Annotated in this window: 19 protein-coding genes, 1 tRNA gene and 1 pseudogene; 12 read left to right on the top strand and 9 right to left on the bottom strand. The window is 70.8% G+C overall.

What is annotated here, in order from left to right:
* Positions 1-219: 219 nt before the first annotated feature.
* Genes ACFYPA_RS03860 through ACFYPA_RS03825 form a run of 8 tightly spaced genes read left to right on the top strand, consistent with a single transcriptional unit; the run spans position 220 to position 8,438 of the window.
* Positions 220-1,338, top strand: a complete 1,119-nt coding sequence (locus ACFYPA_RS03860; protein ID WP_359317897.1) for an inositol-3-phosphate synthase — start codon at positions 220-222, stop codon at positions 1,336-1,338.
* Entirely contained in the window at positions 1,335-2,231 is an 897-nt protein-coding gene (locus tag ACFYPA_RS03855) for an SCO3242 family prenyltransferase (protein ID WP_359317899.1), read from the top strand. Before ACFYPA_RS03860 ends, ACFYPA_RS03855 begins: the two co-directional genes overlap by 4 nt.
* Positions 2,228-3,085 (top strand): sugar phosphate isomerase/epimerase family protein, encoded by an 858-nt coding sequence (locus ACFYPA_RS03850; protein WP_359317902.1) that lies wholly within the window; start codon positions 2,228-2,230, stop codon positions 3,083-3,085. Before ACFYPA_RS03855 ends, ACFYPA_RS03850 begins: the two co-directional genes overlap by 4 nt.
* Before the next feature lie 21 nt (positions 3,086-3,106).
* A complete protein-coding gene (locus tag ACFYPA_RS03845) occupies positions 3,107-3,778 on the top strand; it encodes an EboA domain-containing protein (protein ID WP_359084590.1) in 672 nt (223 codons plus the stop codon).
* Positions 3,778-4,626 (top strand): TatD family hydrolase, encoded by an 849-nt coding sequence (locus tag ACFYPA_RS03840; RefSeq protein ID WP_359084588.1) that lies wholly within the window; start codon positions 3,778-3,780, stop codon positions 4,624-4,626. Before ACFYPA_RS03845 ends, ACFYPA_RS03840 begins: the two co-directional genes overlap by 1 nt.
* Positions 4,627-4,630: 4 nt before the next feature.
* Entirely contained in the window at positions 4,631-5,806 is a 1,176-nt protein-coding gene (gene eboE, locus ACFYPA_RS03835) for a metabolite traffic protein EboE (RefSeq protein ID WP_359317905.1), read from the top strand.
* Complete coding sequence (locus ACFYPA_RS03830) at positions 5,803-7,200, top strand: nucleotide pyrophosphatase/phosphodiesterase family protein (protein WP_359084584.1); 1,398 nt, start codon at positions 5,803-5,805, stop codon at positions 7,198-7,200. Before eboE ends, ACFYPA_RS03830 begins: the two co-directional genes overlap by 4 nt.
* Before the next feature lie 50 nt (positions 7,201-7,250).
* Positions 7,251-8,438 (top strand): sugar phosphate isomerase/epimerase family protein, encoded by a 1,188-nt coding sequence (locus ACFYPA_RS03825; protein WP_359317908.1) that lies wholly within the window; start codon positions 7,251-7,253, stop codon positions 8,436-8,438.
* 65 nt (positions 8,439-8,503) lie between these two features.
* Here ACFYPA_RS03825 and ACFYPA_RS03820 read toward each other — a convergent pair whose 3' ends face one another.
* The 4 genes from ACFYPA_RS03820 to ACFYPA_RS03805 all read right to left on the bottom strand — a co-directional run bounded on the left by ACFYPA_RS03820 (position 8,504) and on the right by ACFYPA_RS03805 (position 15,037).
* Positions 8,504-9,898 carry an OFA family MFS transporter gene (locus ACFYPA_RS03820; RefSeq protein ID WP_359317909.1) on the bottom strand — a complete coding sequence of 465 codons (1,395 nt, stop codon included), beginning with the start codon at positions 9,896-9,898 and terminating at the stop codon, positions 8,504-8,506.
* A 69-nt stretch (positions 9,899-9,967) separates the two neighbouring features.
* Positions 9,968-12,106 (bottom strand): acetate--CoA ligase family protein, encoded by a 2,139-nt coding sequence (locus ACFYPA_RS03815; protein ID WP_359317912.1) that lies wholly within the window; start codon positions 12,104-12,106, stop codon positions 9,968-9,970.
* Between the two features lie 2 nt (positions 12,107-12,108).
* A complete protein-coding gene (gene frc, locus ACFYPA_RS03810; protein ID WP_359084578.1) occupies positions 12,109-13,338 on the bottom strand; it encodes a formyl-CoA transferase in 1,230 nt (409 codons plus the stop codon).
* Positions 13,339-13,354: 16 nt separating this feature from the next.
* Positions 13,355-15,037: a thiamine pyrophosphate-binding protein gene (locus ACFYPA_RS03805; RefSeq protein WP_359317915.1), complete on the bottom strand. Its 1,683-nt coding sequence runs from the start codon at positions 15,035-15,037 to the stop codon at positions 13,355-13,357.
* Between the two features lie 166 nt (positions 15,038-15,203).
* Between ACFYPA_RS03805 and sucC the strand changes: the two genes are divergently transcribed.
* From sucC to ACFYPA_RS03790, 3 genes are read left to right on the top strand one after another with little or no spacing between them, the layout of a single operon-like run.
* Entirely contained in the window at positions 15,204-16,340 is a 1,137-nt protein-coding gene (gene sucC, locus ACFYPA_RS03800) for an ADP-forming succinate--CoA ligase subunit beta (RefSeq protein ID WP_359317918.1), read from the top strand.
* Between the two features lie 11 nt (positions 16,341-16,351).
* Positions 16,352-17,278: a succinate--CoA ligase subunit alpha gene (gene sucD / locus ACFYPA_RS03795; RefSeq protein ID WP_359084575.1), complete on the top strand. Its 927-nt coding sequence runs from the start codon at positions 16,352-16,354 to the stop codon at positions 17,276-17,278.
* A gap of 44 nt (positions 17,279-17,322) precedes the next feature.
* Positions 17,323-18,900, top strand: a complete 1,578-nt coding sequence (locus ACFYPA_RS03790) for an aldehyde dehydrogenase family protein (protein ID WP_359317921.1) — start codon at positions 17,323-17,325, stop codon at positions 18,898-18,900.
* 14 nt (positions 18,901-18,914) lie between these two features.
* Here the strand turns inward: ACFYPA_RS03790 and ACFYPA_RS03785 are convergent, their stop codons facing one another.
* Positions 18,915-20,219 carry a DUF2254 domain-containing protein gene (locus ACFYPA_RS03785; RefSeq protein WP_359084572.1) on the bottom strand — a complete coding sequence of 435 codons (1,305 nt, stop codon included), beginning with the start codon at positions 20,217-20,219 and terminating at the stop codon, positions 18,915-18,917.
* 247 nt (positions 20,220-20,466) lie between these two features.
* On the opposite strand from ACFYPA_RS03785, the gene ACFYPA_RS03780 reads away from it, so the two are divergent.
* Positions 20,467-20,554, top strand: a tRNA-Leu gene (locus ACFYPA_RS03780).
* Between the two features lie 215 nt (positions 20,555-20,769).
* On the opposite strand, the gene ACFYPA_RS03775 is transcribed toward ACFYPA_RS03780, so the two are convergent.
* From ACFYPA_RS03775 to ACFYPA_RS03760, 4 genes and pseudogenes are all read right to left on the bottom strand, one after another.
* Positions 20,770-22,353 carry a hypothetical protein gene (locus ACFYPA_RS03775; protein WP_389129321.1) on the bottom strand — a complete coding sequence of 528 codons (1,584 nt, stop codon included), beginning with the start codon at positions 22,351-22,353 and terminating at the stop codon, positions 20,770-20,772.
* Between the two features lie 104 nt (positions 22,354-22,457).
* Complete coding sequence (locus ACFYPA_RS03770) at positions 22,458-24,065, bottom strand: FAD-dependent monooxygenase (RefSeq protein WP_389129318.1); 1,608 nt, start codon at positions 24,063-24,065, stop codon at positions 22,458-22,460.
* A gap of 119 nt (positions 24,066-24,184) precedes the next feature.
* Positions 24,185-24,556 (bottom strand): hypothetical protein, encoded by a 372-nt coding sequence (locus tag ACFYPA_RS03765; protein ID WP_359352129.1) that lies wholly within the window; start codon positions 24,554-24,556, stop codon positions 24,185-24,187.
* Positions 24,556-26,130 (bottom strand): annotated as a pseudogene (locus tag ACFYPA_RS03760) (hypothetical protein); the annotation flags it as partial. The gene ACFYPA_RS03765 and the pseudogene ACFYPA_RS03760, both read right to left, overlap by 1 nt.

Raw genomic sequence — 26,130 nt, 5'->3', positions numbered from 1 at the left:
CCGGGCCCCACACCCCGGGGGGGGGGCCCCCAGGTTCTCCTCCCCAAACACCCGGGGGGTTTTGGGGGCGGGGGGGGGGGGCGCCCCCGGGGGGGGGGGGGGGGGGGCCCCCCCCCCCCCCCCACCGCCGGCCTCCACCCCTTCCCCTCTCCCGCACAGCTCTCACGCACAGCGCCATCGGATCAGCCCAGCCAGGACCCCCAGCCAGGGAGGCAGCCCGTGTCAGCAACCGCCGTTCGTACCGGAGTCTGGTTCATCGGAGCACGCGGCTCCGTCGCCACCACCGCCACGGCGGGGTGCGCAGCGGTCGCGGCGGGACTCCACCCGGCGGCCGGCATGGTCACCGAGACAGCCCCGTTCACCGGGAGTGGCCTGCCACCCGTGACCTCTCTCGTCTTCGGCGGCCACGACACGCTGGACTGCCCCCTCCCCAAACGGGCCGAGGCACTCGCCGCCGGGGGAGTGCTGCCGCACGGACTGCCCTCGGCCGTACGGTCCGAACTCGCCACCGCCGACGCGGAGATACGCATCGGCGGGCCCCTCCCCGGCGACACCCGTACGGACGAGGAGCTCATCGCCGCGTTCACCGCCGACCTCCTGGACTTCGGCAGCCGCAACCGCCTGGCCAGGACCGTCGTCGTCAACGTCTCCTCCACCGAACCGGCGCCCGCCCCCGACGCCGCACGGCTGCCCGCCAGCTCCCTCTACGCCGCCGCCGCGCTCCGGGCCGGCTGCCCGTACGTGAACTTCACCCCCTCCACCGGGCTGCGCGCGCCCGCCCTCCAGGACGCCGCCGCGGCCTCGGGACTGCCGTACGCGGGCCGCGACGGCAAGACGGGCCAGACGCTGCTGCGCTCCGTGCTAGCCCCGATGTTCGTCCAGCGCGCCCTGCCCGTACGGGCCTGGTCCGGCACGAATCTGCTGGGCGGCGGGGACGGGGCCGCGCTCGCCGACCCGGCCGCCGCCGCGGCGAAGAACGCCGGCAAGGAACGCGTCCTCGCCGACACGCTCGGCGCCGCCCCCGAGGGCGAGGTCCACATCGACGACGTCCCGGCACTCGGCGACTGGAAGACGGCCTGGGACCACATCGCGTTCGACGGGTTCCTCGGAGCCCGCATGGTGCTCCAGACCACCTGGCAGGGCTGCGACTCCGCCCTGGCCGCGCCCCTGGTCCTCGATCTGGCCCGGCTGCTGGCCCGCGCCCACGAGGTGGGCCTGACCGGACCGCGTCCCGAACTCGGCTTCTACTTCAAGGACCCGGACGGCGGACCGGCCGCACTCTCCGAGCAGTACCTCGCGCTGCTCGCCTTCGCCGAACAGCTGCGGGGCGACAAGTGACGGTACGCGCCTGGGCGGAACTGCTGCGGATCTCCGCACTGTTCACCGTCCCCGGCGACGCCCTCGCGGGCGCCGCGGCCGTCGGCCGGCGCCCCGACCGCTTCACCGCCCTGGCGATGGGTGCCTCGCTCTGCCTGTACGAGGCGGGCATGGCGCTCAACGACTGGGCCGATCGCGACGAGGACGCCGTCGACCGCCCGCACCGGCCGATCCCGTCGGGCCGGATCACACCCCGCGCCGCCCTCACGGCGGCCGGCGCCCTGACCGGGGCCGGTCTGGCGCTCGCAGCCCGCGCGGGCCGCCCGGCCCTCACCGTGGCCACGGGCCTCGCGGCCACCGTCTGGGCGTACGACCTGCGCCTGAAGCACACCCCGGCCGGCCCGGCGGCGATGGCGGCTGCGCGGGGCCTGGACGTGCTGCTGGGAGCGACGGCCACGGGGGCGGGACCCGCTCCAGCACCCGCAGGCGCCCGCGCCGCCCTGTCCGCCGCCGCCCTGCTCGGCGCGCACACCTACGCGGTCACCACCGTCTCGCGCCACGAGGCCCAGGGCGGCTCCGCCACCGCGCCCCTCGCCGCGCTCGCGTCCGTCGTCGCCGTCGGCGGAGCCGTCGTACGTGAGCGGCGCGCACAGGACGCGAACGCCCCCGCAGGCCGCCTCCTCCTCACCGCGCTCACCGGCGCCTACCTCCGTACCACCGCACGCCCCCTCACGCACGCCGCGCTCAACCCGTCACCGCCCCTCACCCAGCGTGCCGTCGGCAGCGGCATCCGGGCGATGATCCCGCTCCAGGCCGCCCTCGCCGCACGCGCGGGAGCAGCCGGTTCCGCGCTCGCCGTCATGGGCCTCGTCCCGCTCGCACGCGCCCTCTCCCGGAAGGTGAGCCCCACATGACCCTCCGCCTCGGCTACGGAACCAACGGACTCACCGACCTCCGGCTGGACGACGCCCTCGCCCTGCTCGCCGACCTCGGCTACGACGGCGTCGGACTGACGCTCGACCACATGCACCTCGACCCGATGGCCCCGGACCTCGCCGCCCGCACCCGCCGCGTCGCGGCCCGCCTCCAGGAGCTGGGGCTCGGCGTCACCGTGGAGACCGGGGCCCGCTACGTCCTGGACCCGCGCCGCAAGCACGGCCCCTCGCTCCTCGACCCGGACCCCGACGCCCGCGCCGCCAGGACCGCGCTGCTCGTCCGGGCCGTCGACGTGGCCGCCGGCCTCGGCGCCCACGCCGTGCACTGCTTCAGCGGCGTCACGCCCCCGGACACGGCACCCGACACCGCCTGGCAGCGGCTCACCGGCGCACTCGCCCCGGTCCTCGACGCCGCCGAGCGAGCCGGGGTACCCCTCGCGATCGAGCCGGAGCCCGGGCACCTCCTCGCCAACCTCGCCGACTTCCACCACCTCCGGGTGCTGAGCGGCGACCCCGGACCCCTCGGCCTCACCCTCGACATCGGCCACTGCCAGTGCCTGGAGCCCGCCCTGCCCGTCGACTGCGTGCGCGAGGCCGCCCCCTGGCTGCGCCACGTACAGATCGAGGACATGCGGCGCGGCGTCCACGAGCACCTCCCCTTCGGCGACGGCGAGATCGACTTCCCGCCCGTCCTCGCCGCACTCGACGCCCTCGGCGACAGCGGCTACGCCGGGCTCACCGTCGTCGAACTGCCCCGCCACTCCCACGCGGGCCCCGAACTCGCACGCGACAGCCTCGACTTCCTGAACAAGCACCGCCCGTCCAGCAGCTGAGTCCGCCGAAGGGAGCACGCCATGGCACACCACACCCCGACGACCCCGCTCCTGTCCCGCAAGGAACTCGACACCTTGCTCGGCGGAGCCGCGCGCGCCTGGCTCGACGAAGCCCTCGCCGAGGCCGCCCACGCCGCAGCCCACGCGGACGCCGCACCCGCGGACAGCTACGCCGTCCCACCGTGGGAACTGCGGTACGCCGCCGCCGGCCGGCAGTGCGGACTCGAACACGCCGACTCCGTACGCGCCCTGCTGCTCGCCGAAGCCCGCGCCGGCCTGCCCGCCGTGACCCGGCTCTACGAACAGGGCACCGCCGCCGAACGCCGAGCCGTCCTGCTGACCCTGCCCGCACTGGATCTCGGCCCGGCCGCCCTGCCGCTCGTCGAGGACGCCCTGCGCACCAACGACACCACCCTGATCGCAGCGGCCGTCGGCCCGTATGCCGCCGCACACCTGGATCCGCACAGCTGGCGCCACGCCGTCCTCAAGTGCCTGTTCACCGGCGTCCCCGTCGAGGCCGTCGACGGCCTGGCCCGAAGATCACGCGGCGACGCCGAACTCGCCCGGATGCTGGGCGACTTCGCGGCCGAACGCATCGCGGCCGGCCGCCCCGTCCCCGCCGGCCTGCACCACGTCCTCGCCCTCACGGCACCCGGCCCCGCCGCCCCCGCCGCCCCCACGGAGGAGTCCTGATGCGCATCTTCGACCCCCACATCCACATGACCTCCCGCACCACGGACGACTACCGGGCCATGTATGACGCCGGGGTCCGCGCCCTGGTCGAACCCTCCTTCTGGCTCGGCCAGCCCCGCACCTCGCCGGCCAGCTTCTTCGACTACTTCGACGCCCTGCTCGGCTGGGAGCCCTTCCGCGCCGCCCAGTACGGCATCGCCCACCACTGCACGCTCGCCCTCAACCCCAAAGAGGCGAACGACCCCCGCTGCACCCCCGTCCTGGACGCCCTGCCCCGCTACCTCGTCAAGGACTCCGTCGTCGCCGTCGGCGAGATCGGCTACGACTCGATGACCCCGGCCGAGGACCACGCACTGGCCGCCCAGCTCCAGCTCGCCGCCGACCACGGACTGCCCGCCCTCGTCCACACCCCGCACCGCGACAAGCTCGCCGGTCTGCGCCGCACCATCGACGTCGTACGCGAGTCCCACCTCGCCCCGGAAAGGGTGCTGCTCGACCACCTCAACGAGACGACCGTGAAGGACGCCCTGGACAGCGGTTGCTGGGCCGGGTTCTCCATATACCCCGACACCAAGATGGACGAGGACCGCATGGTCGCCGTCCTGGCGACCCACGGCACCGAGAAGGTCCTCGTCAACTCCGCGGCCGACTGGGGCAGAAGCGATCCGCTGAAGACCCGCCGCGTCGGCGACGCCATGCTCGCCGCCGGCTTCACCGAGGACGACGTCGACCAGGTCCTCTGGCGCAACCCCGTCGCCTTCTACGGACAGAGCGGCCGCCTCCACCTCGACACCGCCGCCCCCGAACCGCTCCACGAGGGCAACTCCATCCTGCGCGGGGGGGAGTGAGGCGATGCGCTTCCGTCACCCCGACGGCTCCGTCGTCCACCTCGCGTACTGCACCAATGTCCACCCCGCCGAAACCCTCGAAGGCGTCCGCGCCCAACTGCGCGACCACTGCGAACCCGTACGCAAGAGGCTCGGACGCGACCGCCTCGGCATCGGCCTCTGGCTCGCCCGGGACGCCGCCCGCACCCTGATCAACGACCCGGCGCAACTGCGCTCCCTGCGCGCCGAACTCGACCACCGCGGCCTCGAAGTCGTCACCCTCAACGGCTTCCCGTACGAGGGGTTCGGCGCCGACGAGGTCAAGTACCGCGTCTACAGGCCCGACTGGACGGACCCCGAACGCCTCGCCCACACCACCGACCTCGCCCGGCTCCTCGCCACCCTCCTGCCCGACGACGTCACCGAGGGCACCATCTCCACCCTGCCGCTGGCCTGGCGCACCCCGTACACCGGCGACCCCGAAGCCGCCCGCACCGCACTCGCGGCGCTCACCACCCTCGGCGAACGCCTCGACGCACTCGCCGACCTCACGGGGAAGTCCATCCGCGTCGGCCTCGAACCCGAACCCGGGTGCACGGTCGAGACCACCGCCGACGCCATCGCCCCCCTCACCGCGATCGGCCACGCACGCATCGGCCTGTGCATCGACACCTGCCACCTCGCCACCTCCTTCGAGGACCCGGACACCGCCCTCGACGCCCTCACCGCGGCCGGCATCACCGCCGTCAAGGCGCAGCTCTCCGCCGCCCTGCACGCCGAAGACCCGCACCTCCCCGAGGTGCGCACCGCCCTCGCCGCCTTCGCCGAACCCCGCTTCCTCCACCAGACCCGGACCGCCACCGCCGCCGGGCTGCGCGGCACCGACGACCTCGACGAAGCCGTCACCGGCGAGGCCCTGCCCGACAGCGCCCCGTGGCGCGCCCACTTCCACGTACCGCTGCACGCACCGCCCGCACCCCCGCTCACCTCCACGCTTCCCGTGCTCCGCGCCACGCTGAGCCGGCTCATCGGCGGTGCCAGGCCGCTCACGCGGCACCTGGAGGTCGAGACGTACACCTGGCAGGCACTCCCCGCCGAGCTGCGCCCCCGCTCGCGCGCCCAGCTCGCCGACGGCATCGCCGCCGAACTCACCCTCGCCCGAGACCTCCTGACCGACCTCGGCCTCAAGGAGCTGCCATGACCACCGCCTGGTCGGCCGGCCCGCCCACACCCCTCCTCGTCCTCGACGTCGTCGGGCTCACCCCCCGCCTCCTCGACCACATGCCCCACCTCAAGGCCCTGGGCCAGTCCGGCACCCACGCCCCGCTCGGCACCGTCCTGCCCGCCGTCACCTGCGCCGCCCAGTCCACCTTCCTCACCGGCACCACCCCCGCCGAGCACGGCATCGTCGCCAACGGCTGGTACTTCCGCGAACTCGGCGACGTCCTCCTGTGGCGCCAGCACAACGGACTCGTCGCCGGAGACAAGCTCTGGGACGCCGCCCGCCGGGCCCACCCGGGCTACACCGTCGCCAACATCTGCTGGTGGTACGCCATGGGTGCCGACACCGACTACACCGTCACGCCCCGCCCCGTCTACTACGCCGACGGCCGCAAGGAACCCGACTGCTACACCCGCCCGCCGGCCCTTCACGACGAGCTCACCGAGAAGCTCGGCACCTTCCCCCTCTTCCACTTCTGGGGCCCCGGCGCCGACCTGGTCTCCTCCCAGTGGATCATCGACGCCACCCGCCACATCATGGACACCCGCCACCCCGACCTCGCCCTGTGCTACCTCCCGCACCTCGACTACGACCTCCAGCGCTACGGCCCCGACGACCCGCGCGCCTTCGAGGCCGCCGCCGAACTCGACCGGGCCGTGGCACCGCTCCTGGAGGACGCCCGCCGCGAGGGCCGCACCGTCGTCGCCCTCTCCGAGTACGGCATCACCCGGGTCGACCGGCCCGTCGACATCAACCGGGCACTGCGCCGCGCCGGACTCCTGGAGGTGCACACGCAGGACGGCATGGAGTACCTGGACCCCATGACATCGCGGGCCTTCGCCGTCGCCGACCACCAGATCGCGCACATCTACGTACGCCGCCCCGAGGACCTCGACCGGACCCGCGAGGCCCTGGCAGACCTCCCGGGCATCGACGTCCTCCTCGACGACGAGGGCAAGAAGGCACACGGCCTGGACCACCCCCGCTCCGGCGAGCTGGTCGCCATCGCCGACCCGGACGCCTGGTTCACGTACTACTACTGGCTCGACGACGACCGCGCGCCCGACTTCGCCCAGCTCGTCGAGATCCACCGCAAACCCGGCTACGACCCCGTCGAGCTCTTCATGGACCCCGAGGACCCGTACGTCCGGGTCAAGGCGGCCACGGCCGTCGCCCGCAAGAAGCTCGGCATGCGCTACCGCCTGGCCGTCGTGCCGCTCGATCCGTCACCCATACGAGGCAGCCACGGCCGCCTCCCCCCGAGCGACGAAGAAGGTCCGCTCATCCTCTGCTCCACCCCCCACGCGTTCACCGGACCCGTCCGGGCCACCGAAGTGAAGTCCCTGCTCCTCACGCTGGCCGGCCTCGCATGAGAGCGGTCCGTGCACAGCGTGGCGAACCATCTTCGAGAAGGAGACAGACCGTGACCGTGTACAACGACGAATCCGGAACGGACGGCGCCCTGCGCCGCAGCCTGGGCATCAACCGCCGCCGCTTCCTCAGCACCTGCACCGCCGCCGGTGCGGCGGCGGTCGCCGCGCCCGTCTTCGGCGCGTCGCCGGCCTTCGCCCAGCCCGCTCCCCACCAGGGCCACGGCCACGACCACGACCACGGGCACGGGCACGGTCACGGTCACGGCCACGATCTGGTCCCGGCGGACAAGCGCGGCATCATCCTGTACACCGTGCGCGACGCCACGGGCCGGGACCCGCTCAGCACCACCCTGCCCTCGGGCTTCCGCGCGGTCTTCAAGGAACTGGCCCGCTACGGCTACAAGCAGGTCGAGTTCGCCGGGTACGGCCAGCACGCCAACGCACCCGGAGGGAACAACCTCGAATCGGTGGAAGGCGCGAAGCTGCTGCGTTCGTGGCTGGACGACTACGGTCTGCGCGCCCAGGGCAACCACGGCTTCATCCCGGGCTCCTGGCCGCTGAACCAGAGCGACCTGGACCAGTTCAAGCGCCACCTCGAAATCGCCAACATCCTCGGGATGGACCACATGGGCACCGGTGGCGACCCCACCGGCAGCGCCTACCGCGCCGACTGGGACGTGGCCGCCGACAAGTGGAACGCACTGGGACAGATCGCCCACCGTGCGGGGATCAAGCTGTACACCCACAATCACGACGCGGCCTACGGCTTCCTGCTCGACGGCGGTCCGCTGGACGCGCAGGGGCGGCCCACCCGCAGTTCGGGCATCCGCAAGCTCGAGTACTTCCTCAAGGTCACCGACCCGAGGACCGTCTGGCTGGAGATGGACGTCTACTGGGCGCACGTCGCCCAGTACAAGTTCCACACCTACACCGCGCTCGACGGATCGCAGCGGGAGAACATCTTCGACCCCGCGGCCGTGGTCCGCCGCCACAACAAGCGCTACCCGCTGTTCCACGCCAAGGACGGCGTCGTCAACACGGCCAACGGCCAGGGCTACGACATGGTCCCCTTCGGTACCGGGGTCATCGACTACCGGACCTTCTTCCGCCGTGTCGGGCAGGCGAACTACCGCAACCCGATGGTCGAGCAGGACACCGCACCGAGCTCGACGGACCCGGCGCAGTCCCTGAGGCAGGCGCGGATCAGCTACGAGGGAATGGCGGCGCTGCGCAAGTAGGACACGGGCGAAACCGTACGCCCCGGGGCCGTTCCCCCGGGGCGTACGGTGCGTGACCTGTGGGGTCAGACGACCTCCCGGCTGACCGGCAGCGGATTGGGGACGATGTCCCGCACCCGCGGCCGTCCCGGCTGCCTCAGCATCATGGCGATGCACGCCGCCACCATGGAGATGGCCCCGGCCAGCGCGTAAGCGCCGTTGTAGCCCCAGGAGTCCACCACCATGGAGCCCAGACCACCGCCGAACAGCCCGCTGATCAGCTTGCCGCTGTAGACGAGACCGTAGTTGGTGGCGTTGTAGTTCTCCCCGAAGTAGTCCGGGGTCAGGGCGGCGAACATCGGGTAGAACGCCCCGCCTCCGAAGCCGGAGAGGAAGGCGAAGAACAGGAACAGCCACTCGTTGTGCATGTTGCCGGCCCAGATCACCCCGAACTGGGCGAGCCCCAGGACGACGATGACGAACACCAGTGTCAGCTTGCGGCCCCACAGGTCCGAGAGCCAGCCGACGACCGCCCGGCCGATGCCGTTGATGACGGCCATGACCCCCATGGAGGACGCGGCGACCAGAGGGCCGAAGCCGACCTCCTTCGCGTAGTCCACCTGGAAGGAGATCCCGAAGATGGACACCCCGGCCGTCAGGACGATGGTGATCCACATCAGCGGCAGCATGCCCGTCCTGATGGCCTCCTTCGGCGTGTACTGCTTCGAAGCCGGAGGGTTCTTCGCCAGGCTCGCCGCACTCTTCGCGTTGCCCGTGAAGTTCAGCGGGTCGATCTCCGAGGGCCACCAGTTCTGTGGCGGGTCCTTGAAGAACCAGGCACAGACCGCCACGACGATCAGGACGTAGAGACCGATGAGGTCGAGCACCTCGTTGTAGTTACTGGTGTCGAAGGCGTAGTTGAAGATGAAGATGAAGGGCAACGCGCCATAGGCGAAGCCGCCGTTGACGAACCCCGTCTTCGCACCGCGCCGTTCCGGGAACCACTTGCCCACCATGTTGATGCAGGTGGCGTAGATCAGTCCGGACCCCAGACCGCCGACGACACCGAAGCCGCAGATCGCGCCGAAGACGTTGTCGACGTGCGACAGCGCGAGGAATCCGACGAGACAGAGCCCGGCGCCGATGAACATGGCCCGGCCTGCCGTGAGGATGCCCCTCTCACGCATCCACCCGGCGGGGAAAGCGATCCCCGCCTGGAAGAAGACCCAGACGCTGAGAATCCAGAAGGTGTTGCTCTGTGTCCAGCCATGGGCCTCGGAGAGGGTGTCCTCCGCGGAACCGTAGGCGTACTCCGACACACTGATGGCCATCATCGCGATCCACGGCAGGTACACCATGATCTTCCGGCTGTGACCGAGAATGCTGCGGTCCGACTCGCCGACCCGGTAGACGCGGCCCTTGCTGTCCGTCACTTCCCGGTACGCGACGGCTGACGCGCCCGGTTGTCCGTCTGTGCTCATGAATCTCCCCTTGGCTTCGAAAGAACCTGGCCAGCGCCCCCTGTCCAAACTCCTCGTGCCTGGGAAGGGTCAGGTCAGCAGCCCCGCGGCCCTTGCCCAGCGGTACTTCGCACCGAGCGCCGCGACCGGCTTCTCGGTGGTATAGGGGTAGGCGACGACGCCGTGCTCGAAGAGGTACGCGCACGCCTCCTCGACCTCCGTGTCACCGGCCAGCGACGCCACCACCGGCTTCTCGATCCCGCGCTCACGGAACTCCCGGACCACCCGGGCCGTCAGCTCGGCGAAGACCATCGGCGGGGTGACGATCGTGTGCCAGTAGCCCAGGACCAGCGCGTGGATGCGCGGGTCCTCCATGCCGAGCCGGATCGTCGCCTCGTACGTCGAGGGCGGTTCGCCGCCCGTGATGTCGATCGGATTGCCGGCCGCGCCGAACGGCGGGATGAACGCCTTGAACGCGGTGTCGAGGTCCGGCGGGATCTCCATCAGCGACAGGCCGTTGTCCACGATCGCGTCCGAGAGCAGCACACCGGAGCCGCCCGCACCGGTGATGATGACGACGTTGTCACCGTTCGGCGTCGGCAGCACCGGCAGCGCCCGCGCGTACTCCAGCATGTCGTTCAGCCCCGGCGCCCGGATCACCCCCGCCTGGCGCAGGATGTCGTCGTACACGGCGTCGTCGCCGGCCAGCGCGCCGGTGTGCGAACCCGCGGCCTTCGCGCCCGCGCTCGTACGGCCCGCCTTGAGCACGACGATCGGCTTCTTCGGTACGGTCGCCCGCGCAGCCTCCACGAAGGCGCGCCCGTCCTTGAGGTCCTCCAAATGCATCGCGATGCATTTGGTGTGAGGGTCCTCACCGAACCAGGTCAGCAGATCGTCCTCGTCGAGGTCCGACTTGTTGCCGAGCCCGACGATCGCCGACACACCGGTCTTCGTCGAACGGGCGAAGCCGAGGATCGCCATGCCGATACCACCGGACTGGGAGGTCAGCGCCACTCCGCCCTTGACGTCGTACGGGGTGCAGAAGGTGGCGCAGAGGTCCTGCCACGTGGAGTAGTAGCCGTAGATGTTCGGCCCGAGCAGCCGCACACCGTACCGCTCGCCGATCGCCACGATCTCGTCCTGCAGCGCCTGCTCACCGGTCTCCGCGAAACCGGAAGGAATCAGAACCGCGTTGGCGATGCCCTTGCGGCCCACCTCCTCCAGCGCCGACGCCACGAACTTGGCCGGGATCGCGAAGACCGCCACATCCACCTCACCGGGAACGTCCGTGACACTCTTGTACGCCTTGCGGCCCAGAATGTCATCGGCCCGCGGGTTCACCGGATGGATCTCCCCGGAGAACCCGCCGTCGATGAGGTTGCGCATCACCGAATTGCCGATCTTCCCCGGCTCGTCGGAGGCGCCGATCACCGCCACCGAGCGCGGCTCCATCAACCGCCGCATCGAGATGAGGATCTCCTCGCGGCCGTACTTCCGCCGCTCCTTGACGGGCTCCGTCGCCAACAGGATCCGGATGTCGGCGGCGACCGCGCCCTGGGGCGACGCGATCACCGGGTTGAGGTCGACCTCCGCGATCTCCGGGAAGTCCGTGACCAGTCGGGACACCCGCCGGATCTGCTCGGCCAGCGCCCACCGGTCCACCGGCGGAGCGCCGCGCACCCCGCGCAGGATCTCCGCGGCGCCGATCGAGTCGAGCATCGACTGCGCCTCGTCCGGGGTGACCGGGGCGAGGCGGAAAGTGATGTCCTTCAGCACCTCCACCAGCACACCGCCCAGCCCGAAGGCGACCACCTTGCCGAACGTCGGGTCCGTCACCGCGCCGATGATGACCTCCTGCCCGGGCGGCACCAGTTGCTGCACCTGCACGCCGTCGATCCGCGCGTCCGGCGCGTACGCCCGCACGTTCGCGATGATGCGGCAGAAGGCCTCCCGCACCTGGGCCGCACCCTCCACCCCGACGACGACCCCGCCGGCATCCGTCTTGTGCAGCACATCGGGGGAGACGATCTTCAGCACGACGGGCCCGCCGAGCCGGTCCGCGTGGGCGACCGCCTCGTCGATGTCCTGCGCCAACTCCTCGCCGGGCACCGCGATCCCGTACGCGTCCGCCACGATCTTGCCCTCGGGGGCGGTGAGCGCCGTGCGGCCGGAGGCCCGGACGGATTCGAGCAGTTGCCCGACCTGTTCGCGTTCCTGTGATTCGACCATGTTCAGATGACTCCGCTCGTCTTCAGCAGCCGCAGTTCCTCGTCGCCGAGGCCCAGCTCGCCGACGTACACCTCTTCGTTGTGCTGACCGAGCAGCGGTGATGTCACCACGTCCACGGGGGAGTCGGAGAGCTTCAACGGACTCCCGACGGTGGTGAACGTGCCGCGCTCGGGATGGTCGACGCGGACGACCATCCCGTTGGCGGCGAGCGACTCGTCCTCCACGATCTCCTTGGTGGACAGGATCGGGCCGCACGGGATGTTGTGCCCGTTGAGCTGCTCCAGGACCTCCCACTTGGGGAGCGTGGACGACCACTCCTCGATGAGCTGGAACATCTTGTTCAGCTTCGGGAGCCGCGCCTCGGGCGTCGCCCACTCGGGGGCGTCCACCAGCTCGGGGCGCCCGATCAGCGAGGCGAGCGGCTGCCAGCCGACGGGCTGCACGATGACGTACACGTAGTCGTTGGGCCCGCCGGGAGCGCACTTCACCGCCCACCCCGGCTGACCGCCACCGCTGGCGTTCCCGCTGCGTGGCACCGCGTCCCCGAAGTCATCGTTCGGATACTCGGCCAACGGGCCCTGAGACAAACGCTGTTGGTCGCGCAGCTTGACCCGGCACAGATTGAGCACGGCATGCTGCATGGCGACGTTGACGCGCTGCCCCCGCCCGGTGTTCTCGCGCTGGAACAGCGCGGCCAGGATGCCGGCGACGGCGTGGATGCCGGTTCCGGAGTCACCGATCTGTGCCCCCGTCGCCAGCGGCGGCCCGTCCTCGAACCCGGTCGTGGACATCGAGCCGCCCATGGCCTGGGCGACGACCTCGTACGCCTTGAAGTTGGTATAGGGGCCCTCACCGAATCCCTTGATGGAGGCGTACACGATCCTCGGGTTGATCTCCTGGATCCGCTCCCAGGTGAACCCCATCCGGTCGACGGCCCCCGGCCCGAAGTTCTCCACCATCACATCGCTGCGGCGGATGAGTTCGGTGAGGATCTCCTTGCCGCGCTCGCTCTTGGTGTTCAGCGTGATGCTCCGCTTGTTGCAGTTGAGCATCGTGAAGTAGAGGGAGTCGACATCGGGCAGGTCACGCAGCTGCTTGCGGGTGATGTCACCGCTCGGAGCCTCCAGCTTCACCACGTCCGCACCGAGCCAGCCGAGCAGCTGGGTGGCGGAGGGGCCGGACTGTACGTGCGTCATGTCGAGGACGCGCACGCCCTCAAGAGCTTTGGTCATGCCAACGGCTCCTCTGCTACTTGTACATGGTCTGGTTCATGGTTCCGGGGGCGTACGCGTCCGGGTCGACCCAGACGTTGATCAGCGAGGGCAGCCCTGACTCGCGGGCCCGCCGCAGCGCCGGCGCGATGTCGGCGGGATCGCGCACCTCTTCGCCGTAACCCCCGAGCATCTGGGCGAACTTGTCGTAGGGGACGTCCCCGAGGGTGTTGCCGACCCGCTCGCGCTCATCGCCGTACTTGGCCTTCTGGCCGTAACGGATCTGGTTCATCGAGGAGTTGTTGCCGACGATGCCGACGAACGGGAGGTTGTAGCGGACCAGCGTCTCGAAGTCCCAGCCGGTGAGGGAGAACGCTCCGTCGCCGAAGAGCGCCACGACCTCCTTGTCGGGCCGGGCCTGCTTGGCGGCCAGCACGAAGGGCACGCCGACGCCGAGGGTGCCCAGGGGCCCCGGGTCCATCCAGTGGCCGGGGGACTTCGGCTGCACGACCTGACCGGAGAAGGTGACGATGTCGCCGCCGTCCCCGATGTAGATCGAGTCCTCGGTGAGGAACTCGTTGATCTCGCTGACCAGCCGGTAGGGATGGATCGGGGAGGCATCCGACCTCAGGCTCGGCAACCGCTTCTCGATCGCGCTCTGTTCGGCGGAGCGCAGCTCCTCCAGCCAGGCCTTGCGCTTGACCGCGCCGCCGTTGAGCCGCCCGCTCGCGGCCTCGGTGACGGCCTTGAGGACCAGTCCCGCGTCACCGACGATCCCGAGGTCGATGTCCCGGTTCTTGCCGACCGTGCGGTAGTCGAGGTCGATCTGTACGACGGTGGCGTCGGGGGAGAGACGCTTGCCGTAACCCATGCGGAAGTCGAACGGCGTCCCCACGATGACGATGAGGTCGGCGTTGGAGAAGGCGTACCGGCGCGACAGCTGGAAGTGGTGCGGATCGCCGGGCGGCAGGGTGCCGCGGCCCGCCCCGTTCATGTACGCCGGGACGTTCAGGGTCCGTACGAGCTCGATCGCGCTGTCCGTCGCCCGGGTGGTCCACACCTGACTGCCCAGCAGGACGGCCGGCTTCTCCGCGTGCACCAGCAGGTCGGCGAGTCGTTCGACGGCCGCGGGGTCACCGGGCGAGCGGGTCGAGGCCCGGTACTGCCCGGCCTGGGGCACCCGGGCCTTCGACACCGGCACCTTGGCGTCCAGTACATCGCGTGGGATCTCCAGGAAGGACGGGCCCGGAGCGCCGTGGTAGCACTCGCGGAAGGCCATGGACACCATGTCCGCGGCGCGTGCGGTGTCCGGCACGGTGGCGGCGAACTTCGAGATCGGCGACATCATCTCCACGTGCGGCAGATCCTGGAGCGAGCCCATCTTGTGCTGACTGTGCGCCCCCTGACCGCCTATCAGCAGCATCGGTGACTCGGCGCGAAAGGCGTTGGCGACCCCGGTCACCGCGTCCGTGGTCCCCGGCCCCGCGGTGACGACGGCGCATCCGGGCTTCCCGGTGATCCGGGCGTAGCCGTCGGCGGCGTGGGCGGCGACCTGCTCATGGCGTACGTCGACGACCTCGATGCCCTCGTCGACGCAGCCGTCGTAGATGTCGATGATGTGCCCGCCGCAGAGGGTGTAGATGCGCTCCACCCCCTCGGCCTTCAACGCCTTCGCGACCAAGTGCCCACCGGAAATGAGGTCCTGGCTGTCCTCGGGCATGAAGATCCCTGTCCCTTCGTAGGGGAGTGCGGGAGCCGCTCCGGGTACTCCCGCGGTACATTGCATACAGTCGACGAATACTGTATGAACCTTGTTATCCCGCATCCGGTGGGTGGTGTCCAGGGGGCGTGCGGCACTTTCACAATCGGCACGATCGGGAGTGGCTATGGATCTGTACGAGCACCAGGCACGGCAACTCTTCGCAGAACACGGCATAGCGGTACCGCGCGTCGAAGTCGTCGACAACGCGGCCGCGGCACGGCGGGCGGCCCTGCGACTGGGCGGACGCGCCGTCGTCAAGGCGCAGGTCAGGACCGGCGGCCGCGGCAAGGCGGGCGGCGTGAAAATGGCCGCGGACCCCGCGGCGGCGGCCCTCACGGCACGCCAGATCCTCGGCATGGACATCAAGGGCCACATCGTCCGCACGGTGATGCTCGCCGAACCGGTCGACATCGAGGCGGAGTTCTACGTGAGCTACGTACTCGACCGGGCGTCCGGCACCTTCCTCGCCGTCGCCTCCGCGGAGGGCGGCATGGACATCGAGGAGGTGGCCGCGACCCGCCCGGACGCGGTGGCCCGCATCCCGGTCGACCCGGCGGTAGGGGTGACGGACGACAAGGCGCGGGAGATCGCCGAGGCAGCGGGGCTGCCCCCGGAGGCAGCCCCCGTACTGAGCCGGCTGTGGCAGGTCCTCACGCGCGAGGACGCTCTCCTGGTCGAGGTCAACCCCCTCGTGCTGACCACCGACGGCGAGATCCTCGCGCTGGACGGCAAAGTGACGCTCGACGACAACGCGGCTTTCCGCAGGTCCCGTTGGGGTGGCGCCGAGACGGCTGGCCCGCACGACGACCCACTGGAGTCCGAAGCGGCGGCCAAGGGCCTCAACTACGTGAAGCTCAACGGTGAGGTCGGGGTCATCGGCAACGGCGCCGGGCTCGTCATGTCCACCCTCGACGTCGTCGCCGGCTGCGGCGCACGTCCCGCCAACTTCCTCGACATCGGCGGCGGGGCATCGGCCCGGATCATGGCCGACGGCCTCTCCGTCATCCTCTCCGACCCCGAGGTGAAAGCGGTCCTGGTCAACGTGTTCGGAGGTATCACCGCCTGCGACGCGGTGGCCGACGGCATCGTGCAGGCGCTGGAGACCGTACGCCTGACCAAACCGCTCGTCGTCCGCCTCGACGGCAACAACGCCGCGCGCGGCCGCTCGATCCTCGACTCCCGCGCACACCCGTTGATCCAGCAGGCCACCACCATGGACGACGCCGCACGCCGCGCCGCCCGACTCGCCGACGCGGCATAAGGAGTGCGGACATGGCCATCTTCCTCACCAAGGAGAGCAAGGTCCTCGTCCAGGGCATGACGGGCGCCGAGGGCATGAAGCACACCCGCCGCATGCTCGCGGCCGGTACCCGGATCGTCGGCGGCGTCAACCCGCGCAAGGCGGACCGGACCGTGGACGTCGACGGCACCCCCGTCCCCGTTTTCGGCTCCGTCGAGGCGGGCATGGCGGCCACGGGTGCGGACGTCACGGTCGTCTTCGTCCCGCCGCCCTTCGCCAAGAGCGCCGTCATCGAAGCGGTCGACGCGGGTATCGGCCTCGCGGTCGTCATCACCGAGGGCATCCCGGTCCACGACGCGGTCGCCTTCCACGCCCACGCCAGGGCCCGCTCCACCCGCGTCATCGGCCCCAACTGCCCGGGCCTGATCAGCCCCGGCCAGTCCAACGCCGGCATCATCCCGCCCGACATCGCCCCGGTCCCCGGCCGCATCGGCCTGGTCTCCAAGTCGGGCACCCTGACCTACCAACTGATGCACGAACTCCGCGACATCGGCTTCTCCTCGGCGGTCGGCATCGGCGGCGACCCGGTGACCGGCACCTCGCACATCGACTGCCTCACGGCCTTCGAGGAGGACCCCGACACCGAACTGATCGTCCTCATAGGTGAGATAGGCGGCGACGCGGAGGAACGGGCCGCGGCCCACATCGCCCACCACATCAGCAAACCGGTGATCGGCTACATCGCGGGCTTCACGGCGCCCGAGGGCAGGACGATGGGCCATGCCGGCGCGATCGTCTCGGGCTCGTCGGGCACGGCGGAGGCGAAGAAGCGGGCGCTGGAGGCGGCGGGGGTAGCGGTCGGCTCGACCCCGACGGAGGCGGCGGCGCTGGCAAGGGCTCATCTGCGCCCGGGGCCGCTGCCCCCGAGCCCCCGCTCCTCAATCGCCGGAAGGGCTTGAAAGTCAGCCACCCCGCCCCGACCGTGCACCGAGAGCGGAGAACCATGACCTCCAGCGACACTCCGACCCCCGACCGCACCCAACCCCTCGCCCTCAAGCCCGGCACCGCCTGGCAGGACGCCTGGACCCGCTGCCTGGCCACCGCCCCCGAGGCCTTCCGGGACGACCGCGTCCTGAACCTCTGGGCCTCCACCTGGCAGCGCGACGGCCGCGCCCTCCCCGCCACCACCCCCGTGGACGGCACTCCCCTCGCCGGCCCGCCCCGACTCGACGCCCCCACCGCGACCCGCGCCGTCCGCGCCGCACTCGACCAGCACCGCGCCTGGCGACACGTCCCGCTGCCCGAACGCGGCGCCCGCGTGGCGGCCACGCTCGACGCCCTGACCGAGCACCGCGAACTGCTCGCCCTCCTCCTCGTCTGGGAGATCGGCAAGCCCTGGCGCCTCGCCACGGCGGACGTGGACCGGGCCATCGACGGAGTGCGGTGGTACGTCGACAACATCGACCGGATGCTCGTCGACCGCACCCCGCTCCCCGGCCCGGTCTCCAACATCGCCAGCTGGAACTACCCCATGTCCGTGCTGGTCCACGCGATGCTCGTCCAGGCGCTGGCCGGCAACGCCGTGATAGCGAAGGCCCCCACGGACGGCGGCGTGTCGTGTCTGACCCTGGCCTGCGCGCTCGCCGCCCGCGAGGGCGTCCCGCTCACCCTGGTCAGCGGCAGCGGCGGCGAACTCTCCGGGGCACTGGTCCGTTCACCGGAGATCGGCTGCGTCTCGTTCGTCGGGGGCCGCGACACCGGAGCCCGTATCGCCACCGCGGTCGCCGACCTCGGCAAGCGCCACATCCTCGAGCAGGAAGGACTCAACACCTGGGGCGTCTGGAACCACACCGACTGGGACGCGCTCGCCGCCGTGATCCCCAAGCTCTTCGACTACGGGAAGCAGCGCTGCACCGCCTACCCCCGCTTCGTCGTGCAGCGCAGCGCGTTCGACGCGTTCCTTGCGGCGTATCTCCCGGCGGTCCGCTCGCTGCGCGTCGGCCACCCCCTCGCCGTGGCGGACCCCGCCGACCCGCTCCCGGCCCTGGACTTCGGTCCGCTGATCAACGCGGCCAAGGCCAAGGAACTGGCCGACCAGGTGGCCGAGGCGATCGACCGCGGCGCGATCCCGCTGCACCGCGCCGACGCCGCCGCGGCCGAGGGCCACTTCCTCCCCGGCCAGGACACGTCCGCCTACCTGCACCCGGTCACGCTGCTCAACCCGCCCCCGTCCTCCCCGCTGCACCACGCGGAACCCTTCGGCCCGGTCGACACGATCGTGCTGGTGGACACGGAGGCGGAGCTGCTCGCCGCCATGAACGCGTCGAACGGCGCCCTGGTCGCGACGCTCTCGACCGACGACCCCGCGACGTACGCACGCCTGGCGCCCCAGATCCGCGCGTTCAAGACGGGCCACGGCGCACCGCGCTCACGGGGAGACCGGGAGGAACTGTTCGGTGGCTTCGGCGCCTCGTGGCGCGGGGCGTTCGTCGGCGGCGAGCTCCTGGTCCGGGCGGTCACCGACGGCCCGGCGGACGACCGGCTGCCGGGGAACTTCCCGGACCACCACCTCATGCCGTAAGGCCGGCTGCCGGTTCAACCGATCCCCTGCCGGTCCGGCCTGAGCGCGAACTCCCGCTCGGCGGCATCCGGCACCGCGCGCTCCACCGCCTGCACCAGCAGCGCACGGTGCCGGATCAGCGGACCCTGCCGCTCCGGCCCGGCCAGCCCCACCAGGTCATCGATACCGGCCAGCAGCCGCCGGGTGACCTGGGGGCTGTCCGTCGCGCACCGCCTGATCTCCTCGAACCCGAGATCCACGAGGTCCTCCCACCCCGGCACGTCCTGAACGAGCCGCACCACCCCGTCGCGGTCCCGGTGGTGGACGACACCGAGGGGGAGCTCGGCCGCGGCCGCGAGGAACTGCACGATCCGGTCGAGGCACTGCACGGCGGTGGTCGGATCGTTCACCGCCGACGACAGGGCCCGCAGAGCGATGTCCGACAGCTGCCGCAGCCCGAACGCCAGGTCCTGGTGGAGCGTGCGCTCGACCCCGACGAACACCCTGTAGCGCAGCCGGTGCCGGGTCGGCACGGCCCCGCCGTGCACCGCCAGCACCGGCGTACCCGGCACGACGAAGTCCCCGAGCCGCGGGATGAGCCGCAGCACCACGCCCTGCCTCCGCGCGACCCGGACCAGCCGCGCCACGTTCACGTCCCGCAGCACGCCGGCCCGCCCCCCGTGCAGGATCTGCCCGGTCTCGGCGGGAAGCCCGCCCTCCTGCGGCCCGCCGACGGGCATCCGCCGCAGCACGTGGAACGAGTCCCGGGTGATCCGGTCGACGACGGGGCCGACCTGCATCAGGCGCAGCGTGGAGCTCACGTACGCGATGAAGAGCAGCAGGCTGAGCCCGACGAGCGCGGCGGTCAGCAGGCTCTGCAGAAAGGGGACGGACACGACGCGGCGCGGATCGACCGTGCTCTCGTACGAGCTCAGGACCAGCAGCGAGAACACGAAGGTCGCCAGGAAGACCGACAGCGTCAGCTTGCTGATCCGGCTGCGTACGAAGATTCGCACCACCCGGGGCGTGAGCTGCCCGCTCGCCATTTGCACGGCCACCAGCGAGATGCTGAAGACGACACCGATGAAGGTCATCATGGCCGTGCTCACCGTGACGACGATCGTCTTCGTGTCCTCGGCGATCGAGACCAGGTCCTTGATCTCGTCGTACGCCTGCTCGTCCTGGAGGTAGGCCACGATCTGCTCGTCCAGGGCCGACGCGACGAGCCAGAGCACGACGGCGCAGACCAGCGTCAGGGTGGGAGCGAACCAGAAGGTCTCGCGCAGATGCTCACGCAGGGGCGACAGCGCGCGAGGTGGCCGGTAGCCGCGATCAGTCATGCCCGCGAACGTAACCCGGCCGCCCCACGCACCGGTGGAGGCCGCGACCGACCCTCCGGGCGCACTGTGCGTGCGCGACGGAGGACGGATGGTACGCGCCCGCCGGCCGCTGGGCCGGCCCTCGTCCGGCCGAGTCCCGTGCACGGCACCGACCAGGGCGATGACCACCGGATATACAGGTGAGGGCCACCCCAAACCCCTGGTATTGTTTTCTTTGTCGCCGCGGGAAACCGGGGCCGACCACCTGGTCCGGGTGGCGGAATGGCAGACGCGCTAGCTTGAGGTGCTAGTGCCCTTTATCGGGCGTGGGGGTTCAAGTCCCCCCTCGGACACCAGCTGGGACCCCTGTTGATCAGGGGTCTTTTTGCTTTTCGGCAAGCGCACCGGCCCGCCTGCGCGCTCGGCCTTCTTCGGCGAGTGCCTCCGGGTTCGCCGAGCCGTAGATGTACAGGTCGGCGACCTCTCGCCGTCGTCGGTCGAGCAGGTCCTGCGCGGAAGGCTCGCACGCCCGGGACGTCCCCCGCACACGAGATACGCCGACGGGACTCCGTCAGGCCGAAGAGAGCTGTTCCGCTATCTCCTTGACCCAAGCGGCGCTCTTCTCCGGGTCGTTGAGGGAGTCCGCCCACTCGTCCGCGGTCTGCCGGTGTGTGGCGGGACCTGCCTTGAGAGCGACGAGAAGGGCCCTGGCCGAATCCCGCATCGCGGCCGATGTCCCGCCGCTCCCCTTGATGTCCGCGCCCGCCGCCAAGCCGTAGATCTTGCGCGCCATGGCCTGGCGCTCACCGTTCTCCACCTTCTTCCAGAACTTCAGGGCCTCCTTCAGCGCATCCTGGCGGGAGGCGGGCTCCGCCGCGGTCTCATCCCCCGCCCACCGTTGCGGGCGGCGGGCCCCGTCGTAGCGCTTCATGCCCGCGCGGCCGGCCTTGTAGGCGGTGACGCCGAGGATGAGGCCGGCCGCGCCCGCGGCAAGACCCCAGCCGACCGGGTTGCTCGCGAGCCCGGCCCCTCCCGCGGTGGCGGCGACCGCCGTGACGATGCCGCCCGCCGCCTTGGTGGACTCGCCCACGGCGGTGAACGCCTGCTTGCCCATCTTGTTGCGCTGCTTGCCGAGCGCATACGTGTGGACGGTGTTCATCGTGTTCACGTCTTCGGCGCGCCGCACCTCGGTGGCGGCATCACGGGCGTGACCCATCGCCGTCCAGGCGGCGTCGATGGCCGCCGAAACGCGCTCCAGGCGCTCGTCTCCCTCGTGGCCCCAGTGGGCATCCAGAGCGACGTACGCCTCGGCCGCGGCCCATTCGGCATCCTCCCGTGCCTGGTTCAGCCGCTCCAGCGCCCCCTCGTCGGTACGGTCGGGCCTCCCGAGCTCCTTGAGGGCACCGTATTTGCGGGCCGTCAGACCGAAGCGCGTTGCCGCGCGGACGCCCTTCACCGCTCCGACCACGCTGGAACCGATGCCGCTCGCCTCGGATGCTGCCGCGGCGTGTGCCGCCTTCTGCACCTTGGTCAGCTCCTTGGCGATACCGAGGGCGTAGTTTCCCGCACCGGCGGCACTGACGACCGCGTCGGCCGCTTTGGAGTTGGCCTTCTTGTCCGCCGTGTGGAAACCGGCTCCGCTCTTGTGCTTCGCGGCATCCTTCTTCGCCTTGGCCGCCTCCATGCCACTCAGCACGGCCCCGGCGGCCTCCGTGACGAGGTTCTCCGACGCGGCGGCCGTTCCGGACGATCCGGCGGAGTGTTTGAGGGCGTCATTGGCTGTGGCGGAGGCTTGCTGGGCGAAGCCCGCGTTGGCGGGCACGTGAACGCCCTTGACGAAGGTGTCGATGAATTCGAGGTTCTTCTTGAGTTTGTCGAGGACTGCGGCGATGCGGTCGCGGTAGTTCTTCGGTCCGGTCGCCGCGTCACCGTTCTCCGGTTCCTGAGCCCTCCCCTTCCCCTTCGCCGTGCCCTTGGCGCGCTGCACCGCCGCGGTCGCGGCCCGGTTGCCGACGCTGGACTGGATCTCCAGGAGGGGGTGTTCCGGCGGGACGCGGGACGGGCGGCCCCCGGCCCGGCCGTTCCGGCCCTGCCGGGCCGGCGTCGGGGCGGCCACGGCCTGCCGGGCCGAGGGGCGGTGGACCGGGGTGCTCATTGACGGACCTCTCCTGTGCCGGGACCGGGCGAGAGGAGAGTAGCCAGGCAGGACCAACAGAAGGCGTACGGCAGGAAGATCTTTCACGTACGCCGGCCGAGGGGTCACCGTGGGGGACGGGACAGGGCCGCCAGGTGGCCCGACACGGCCTGCGCGGTGCCGGAGAGCGGGAAGCGTGCGGCGAGCTGGCCGTCCGGGCGCACGATGAAGCCGGTCGGGCCGTCGGGGCGGTAGAGCCGCGCGAACTCACCGGCGGCATCGCGGTACCCGGGAGTCCCGGGCGGGGCGTCGCGCCCCACGACGGTGACCGTGTGCAGCCCGCCTGTCCCGGTCGCCTCGGCCAGGTCGGAGCCGGTGCCCTTCTCCGCGTACAGCACCAGCACCTGTCCCGTGAGTCCGCGCAGCACGTCGAGCAGCCGCAACGGGTAGGCGGCCACCGGCGTGGTCAGACCCGCGCAGTCCGGGGCGCGGTCGCCGGGCTGGGGAGCGTCGAGCGGCCCGTGGGGAGGGCCGGCGAGCGGTCCGTCCCGGTAACCGACGAGCAACTGGGCCTCGCGGAGCATCACCGTCTCCATGTCGTCGGCATCGCTCTCCACGCCCCGCGTGGCGTGCCGGACGGTACGCCCGACGACCTCCTCACCGACCGGGCGGCGCTCGGCATCGTAACTGGTGAGCAGCGCGGACCCGGCCTCCCCGCGTACGACCAGGGCGATCTTCCAGGCCAGGTTGCAGGCGTCCTGGATGCCGGTGTTCATGCCCTGCGCCCCGGTGGGCGGGTGGATGTGGGCGGCGTCGCCGGCGACGAAGACCCGGCCCTCGCCGTACCGGTCGACGATCCGGTGGCTGATGCGGAAGACGGAGGCCCAGCGCATCCGGGACAGGGTCGCGGGCACGGGAGCCAGCCGGTCGACGACGGCCTGGATGTCGGGGAGCCGCGGCACGCGCCCGCCCTCCAGCCCGTGCGCCACCTCGACGCCGTCCGCCGGCCGGGTGGAGAGCTCGGGCGGCACCAGCATCGACATCCGGTACCGCCCCGACCCGGGGAGCGGGATGCAGACCAGCAGGTCATCCGTGGAGCCGTCGTCGCCGGTGTGGCTCGCGCGCACCCCGTAGCCGTACGGCAGGTCCCAGTCGGCCACGACGTCGGCCAGCATGTACTCCTCGGCGAAGGCCCCGCCCTCGAACGAGAGCCCCAGCCCCTTGCGTACGGTGCTGTGAGCGCCGTCGCAGCCGATCAGAAAGCGCGCGCGGACCTCCTCGTCGGCGCCGCCCGCAGTGCGCAGCCGCGCCGTGACCCCGTCCGCGTCCTGTGCGAAGGACACCAGCTCGGTTCCGCGCTCGATGGCGGTGCCCCGTTCCGCCACGTACTCCTCGAGGATGCGCTCGGTCTCGTACTGCGGAAGCGCGGCGAAGCCGTAGGGCACCTCGGGCGGCAGGGCGAGCTCGATGCGCGCCACCTGGCTTGCGTTGACGTGGATCAGCTGGCCGCGCATCGGGACGGCGGCCTCCAGCACGGTCCGCACCAGCCCCATCCGGTCCCAGATCTCCAGCGTGCGCGGCTGGATGCCGACAGCCTTGGCATACGGGAGCCGGGCCGGCAGCCGGTCGACGAGCCGGCACGCCACCCCGCGCCTGCGAAGCTCGGCGGCCGCGCTCAGCCCGACGGGACCGGCGCCCGCGATCAGTACGTCGGTGGAGTGGGCGTGCCCCACGGATGCCTCCCGGTGCCTGGCCCCGACGGATTGCTCATCCCATGGTCGCCCGGCGTGCGGCGGGCGGCGAGCCGGGCGCGGCCTCGGACAGGGCTCTCGGCGAAGTTGAGGAGGCAGCCTTAATCGGGATTCTTCTTCCATTCCCTTGTGAGGTGCCCGCTCTCGTCCCATGTTCTATCTGAAAGCAGAGTCAGGCCATCTTCTGAGAATACCTTTTCCGTGGCAATTGTCCCGTTGGGGTGCCACTCCTTCGATGTACCCGTAGGTCGTCCATTTTTTGACTGTCCTGCAGAGCGAAGGGTGCCGTCCGGGTACCACTCCTGATCTTTTCCATGGCGAACGCCTTCGGCGTATTCGTCCAGGCTGATGAGTGATTCGCCTACGTATTCTGCCACCTCTCCTGTGAACGGCCTGCCGTCATAGGAAAGATTTCCACCGCCATCCGTGTCGACCTTGGGGTCATCGATGTCGATTCTTTTTGTCGCAGTCATTAAGGGATCCAATTTTCGTCAGTCGGCGGGTTCCCAGTGAACTTGCCGTGAGAGCTGTCAACGCCGTCCAGCATTTTTTGACAGTTGGCGCAGAACGCTGCCGGTCGCACTGGGAGTTCTGTCCGTCTGTGCTGCATGAACGGGAACTCTACTGAGGCGCGCAACTCCCGAAGTGCGGCCGCATCATCAGGAAGTCCCTGACTTCTGCGTTCCCAGAGAAGCTCATTAACTGCCTTGACCTCAGCATGTCCCAGAGGGTGGTCGGGTGCCGGCCAGTCGCTGAATTTTTCGTATCGGGCGGCGACGGTCGGGTGGACTCGATCGGGCGGTATCACGTTCGTCGCCTTACCATTAATGGCCTCAATGATAGTCCCGGTTCGCAGGTCCAGCACGGCGCCGACGCAGGCCCCCGTCTGTTTCCTTGAGAAAGTCCCTGCTTCTTTGGCGGCTTTATATGCCTCGGCGCGCTGGAACGAAAGGTTCTTGAGGAAGTGCTCAGCGTTCCGGCCGTCGATCACAGTGATGAGACCATCACTGTTCCGCTCCACTCGACTCTCCTGGAGCACTCCGAGCACCTTGTTGCCGGGGCCTGGAGGGGGAAGAGAACCGTCTCCGAACTGGATGGGATCCGACGACCGGCGAGCCGCATCGTCGGCGAGATTACCTCCCGACTCACGTATATCCCTCTCGCTCGGGGGAACATCGTCGGGATTTATGTGCGTGTGAGGCGCTTCCTCGGCGCCGACCCTGCCCGCGTCGTCCAGCCCGCCAGGTGAGGCGTTCTCCGCTGGGGTGTGAGGCCCGGAGGGCGGCTCGTGCCCCGGCACGAGGCTCGGATCCGCGGCATCGGAGCGGCCGGTCGGCACGTGGTCCCCGTTACTGCTGCCGGCAGCTCCAGCGCCATCGCCCCCACCGCCTCCGGTGTGACTCCCGCTGTCGATGCTGTTGCTGGGCATGTGGTGGCCGGCTGAGCCGCCCGGCAGGTGGTTCGTGGGCCCGCCGGGCGTCGTGCCGAGGTCGGTGGCGTCGTCGCCGGTCCGCCCGATGTCGCCGAGGTCATCGCCCATCCGGATCAGGTTGTCCGCGCTGCTACCCACCGTGTGGGCGCCGACCAGTGCCGGTTGTTGGGCCGGGGTGTGGGTGGCCGGGGTCTGTGCGGTTGTGGTGGCGTTCTCCGGCTTCGCGGCGCTGTGGTGTTGTTGGAGGGTGCCGTCCTCCTTGAGGACGTTGCCGGGGCGGTCCAGGTAGACGGTGTTGCCGTGCTCGTCCGTGCCCTTGAGTACGTTCTCGGGGAGGGCGGTGGTGCCTTCGGGGAGTTTGAGGGCGCCTTCGGGGATGCGGAGGGAGCCGGCCGGGGGTGTCATGCCCTCGGGGAGGCGGACCACGCCGTCGCCCAGGTCGATCGCTCCGGCGGGGATCTCGGCGCCGTCGGGGAGTTTGAAGGAGTTGCTGGGGACCTCGAACGCGCTGTCCGGGATCGCTGAGCCCTCGGGGAGGTGCAGGGTTCCGTCGGCGAGTTTGAAGCCGCCGTCCGGGAGGGTGACGACGCCTTCGGGGAGGGCGGGGACCTCGAA

The organism is Streptomyces sp. NPDC005775 (assembly GCF_042871565.1).
In the GTDB taxonomy this organism is placed as follows: Bacteria; Actinomycetota; Actinomycetes; order Streptomycetales; family Streptomycetaceae; genus Streptomyces.
This window is presented reverse-complemented; position numbering and strand designations above follow the sequence as displayed.

Excerpts from the sequence above, each read along its gene's own strand:
- ACFYPA_RS03775 (WP_389129321.1), bottom strand. The coding sequence starts at position 22,353 with ATGAGCACCCCGGTCCACCGCCCCTCGGCCCGGCAGGCCGTGGCCGCC.
- ACFYPA_RS03790 (WP_359317921.1), top strand. The coding sequence starts at position 17,323 with ATGACCTCCAGCGACACTCCGACCCCCGACCGCACCCAACCCCTCGCC.
- eboE (WP_359317905.1), top strand. The coding sequence starts at position 4,631 with ATGCGCTTCCGTCACCCCGACGGCTCCGTCGTCCACCTCGCGTACTGC.
- ACFYPA_RS03820 (WP_359317909.1), bottom strand. The coding sequence starts at position 9,898 with ATGAGCACAGACGGACAACCGGGCGCGTCAGCCGTCGCGTACCGGGAA.
- sucD (WP_359084575.1), top strand. The coding sequence starts at position 16,352 with ATGGCCATCTTCCTCACCAAGGAGAGCAAGGTCCTCGTCCAGGGCATG.
- ACFYPA_RS03850 (WP_359317902.1), top strand. The coding sequence starts at position 2,228 with ATGACCCTCCGCCTCGGCTACGGAACCAACGGACTCACCGACCTCCGG.
- ACFYPA_RS03805 (WP_359317915.1), bottom strand. The coding sequence starts at position 15,037 with ATGCCCGAGGACAGCCAGGACCTCATTTCCGGTGGGCACTTGGTCGCG.
- ACFYPA_RS03830 (WP_359084584.1), top strand. The coding sequence starts at position 5,803 with ATGACCACCGCCTGGTCGGCCGGCCCGCCCACACCCCTCCTCGTCCTC.
- ACFYPA_RS03845 (WP_359084590.1), top strand. The coding sequence starts at position 3,107 with ATGGCACACCACACCCCGACGACCCCGCTCCTGTCCCGCAAGGAACTC.
- frc (WP_359084578.1), bottom strand. The coding sequence starts at position 13,338 with ATGACCAAAGCTCTTGAGGGCGTGCGCGTCCTCGACATGACGCACGTA.
- ACFYPA_RS03815 (WP_359317912.1), bottom strand. The coding sequence starts at position 12,106 with ATGGTCGAATCACAGGAACGCGAACAGGTCGGGCAACTGCTCGAATCC.
- sucC (WP_359317918.1), top strand. The coding sequence starts at position 15,204 with ATGGATCTGTACGAGCACCAGGCACGGCAACTCTTCGCAGAACACGGC.
- ACFYPA_RS03765 (WP_359352129.1), bottom strand. The coding sequence starts at position 24,556 with ATGACTGCGACAAAAAGAATCGACATCGATGACCCCAAGGTCGACACG.
- ACFYPA_RS03840 (WP_359084588.1), top strand. The coding sequence starts at position 3,778 with ATGCGCATCTTCGACCCCCACATCCACATGACCTCCCGCACCACGGAC.
- ACFYPA_RS03785 (WP_359084572.1), bottom strand. The coding sequence starts at position 20,219 with ATGACTGATCGCGGCTACCGGCCACCTCGCGCGCTGTCGCCCCTGCGT.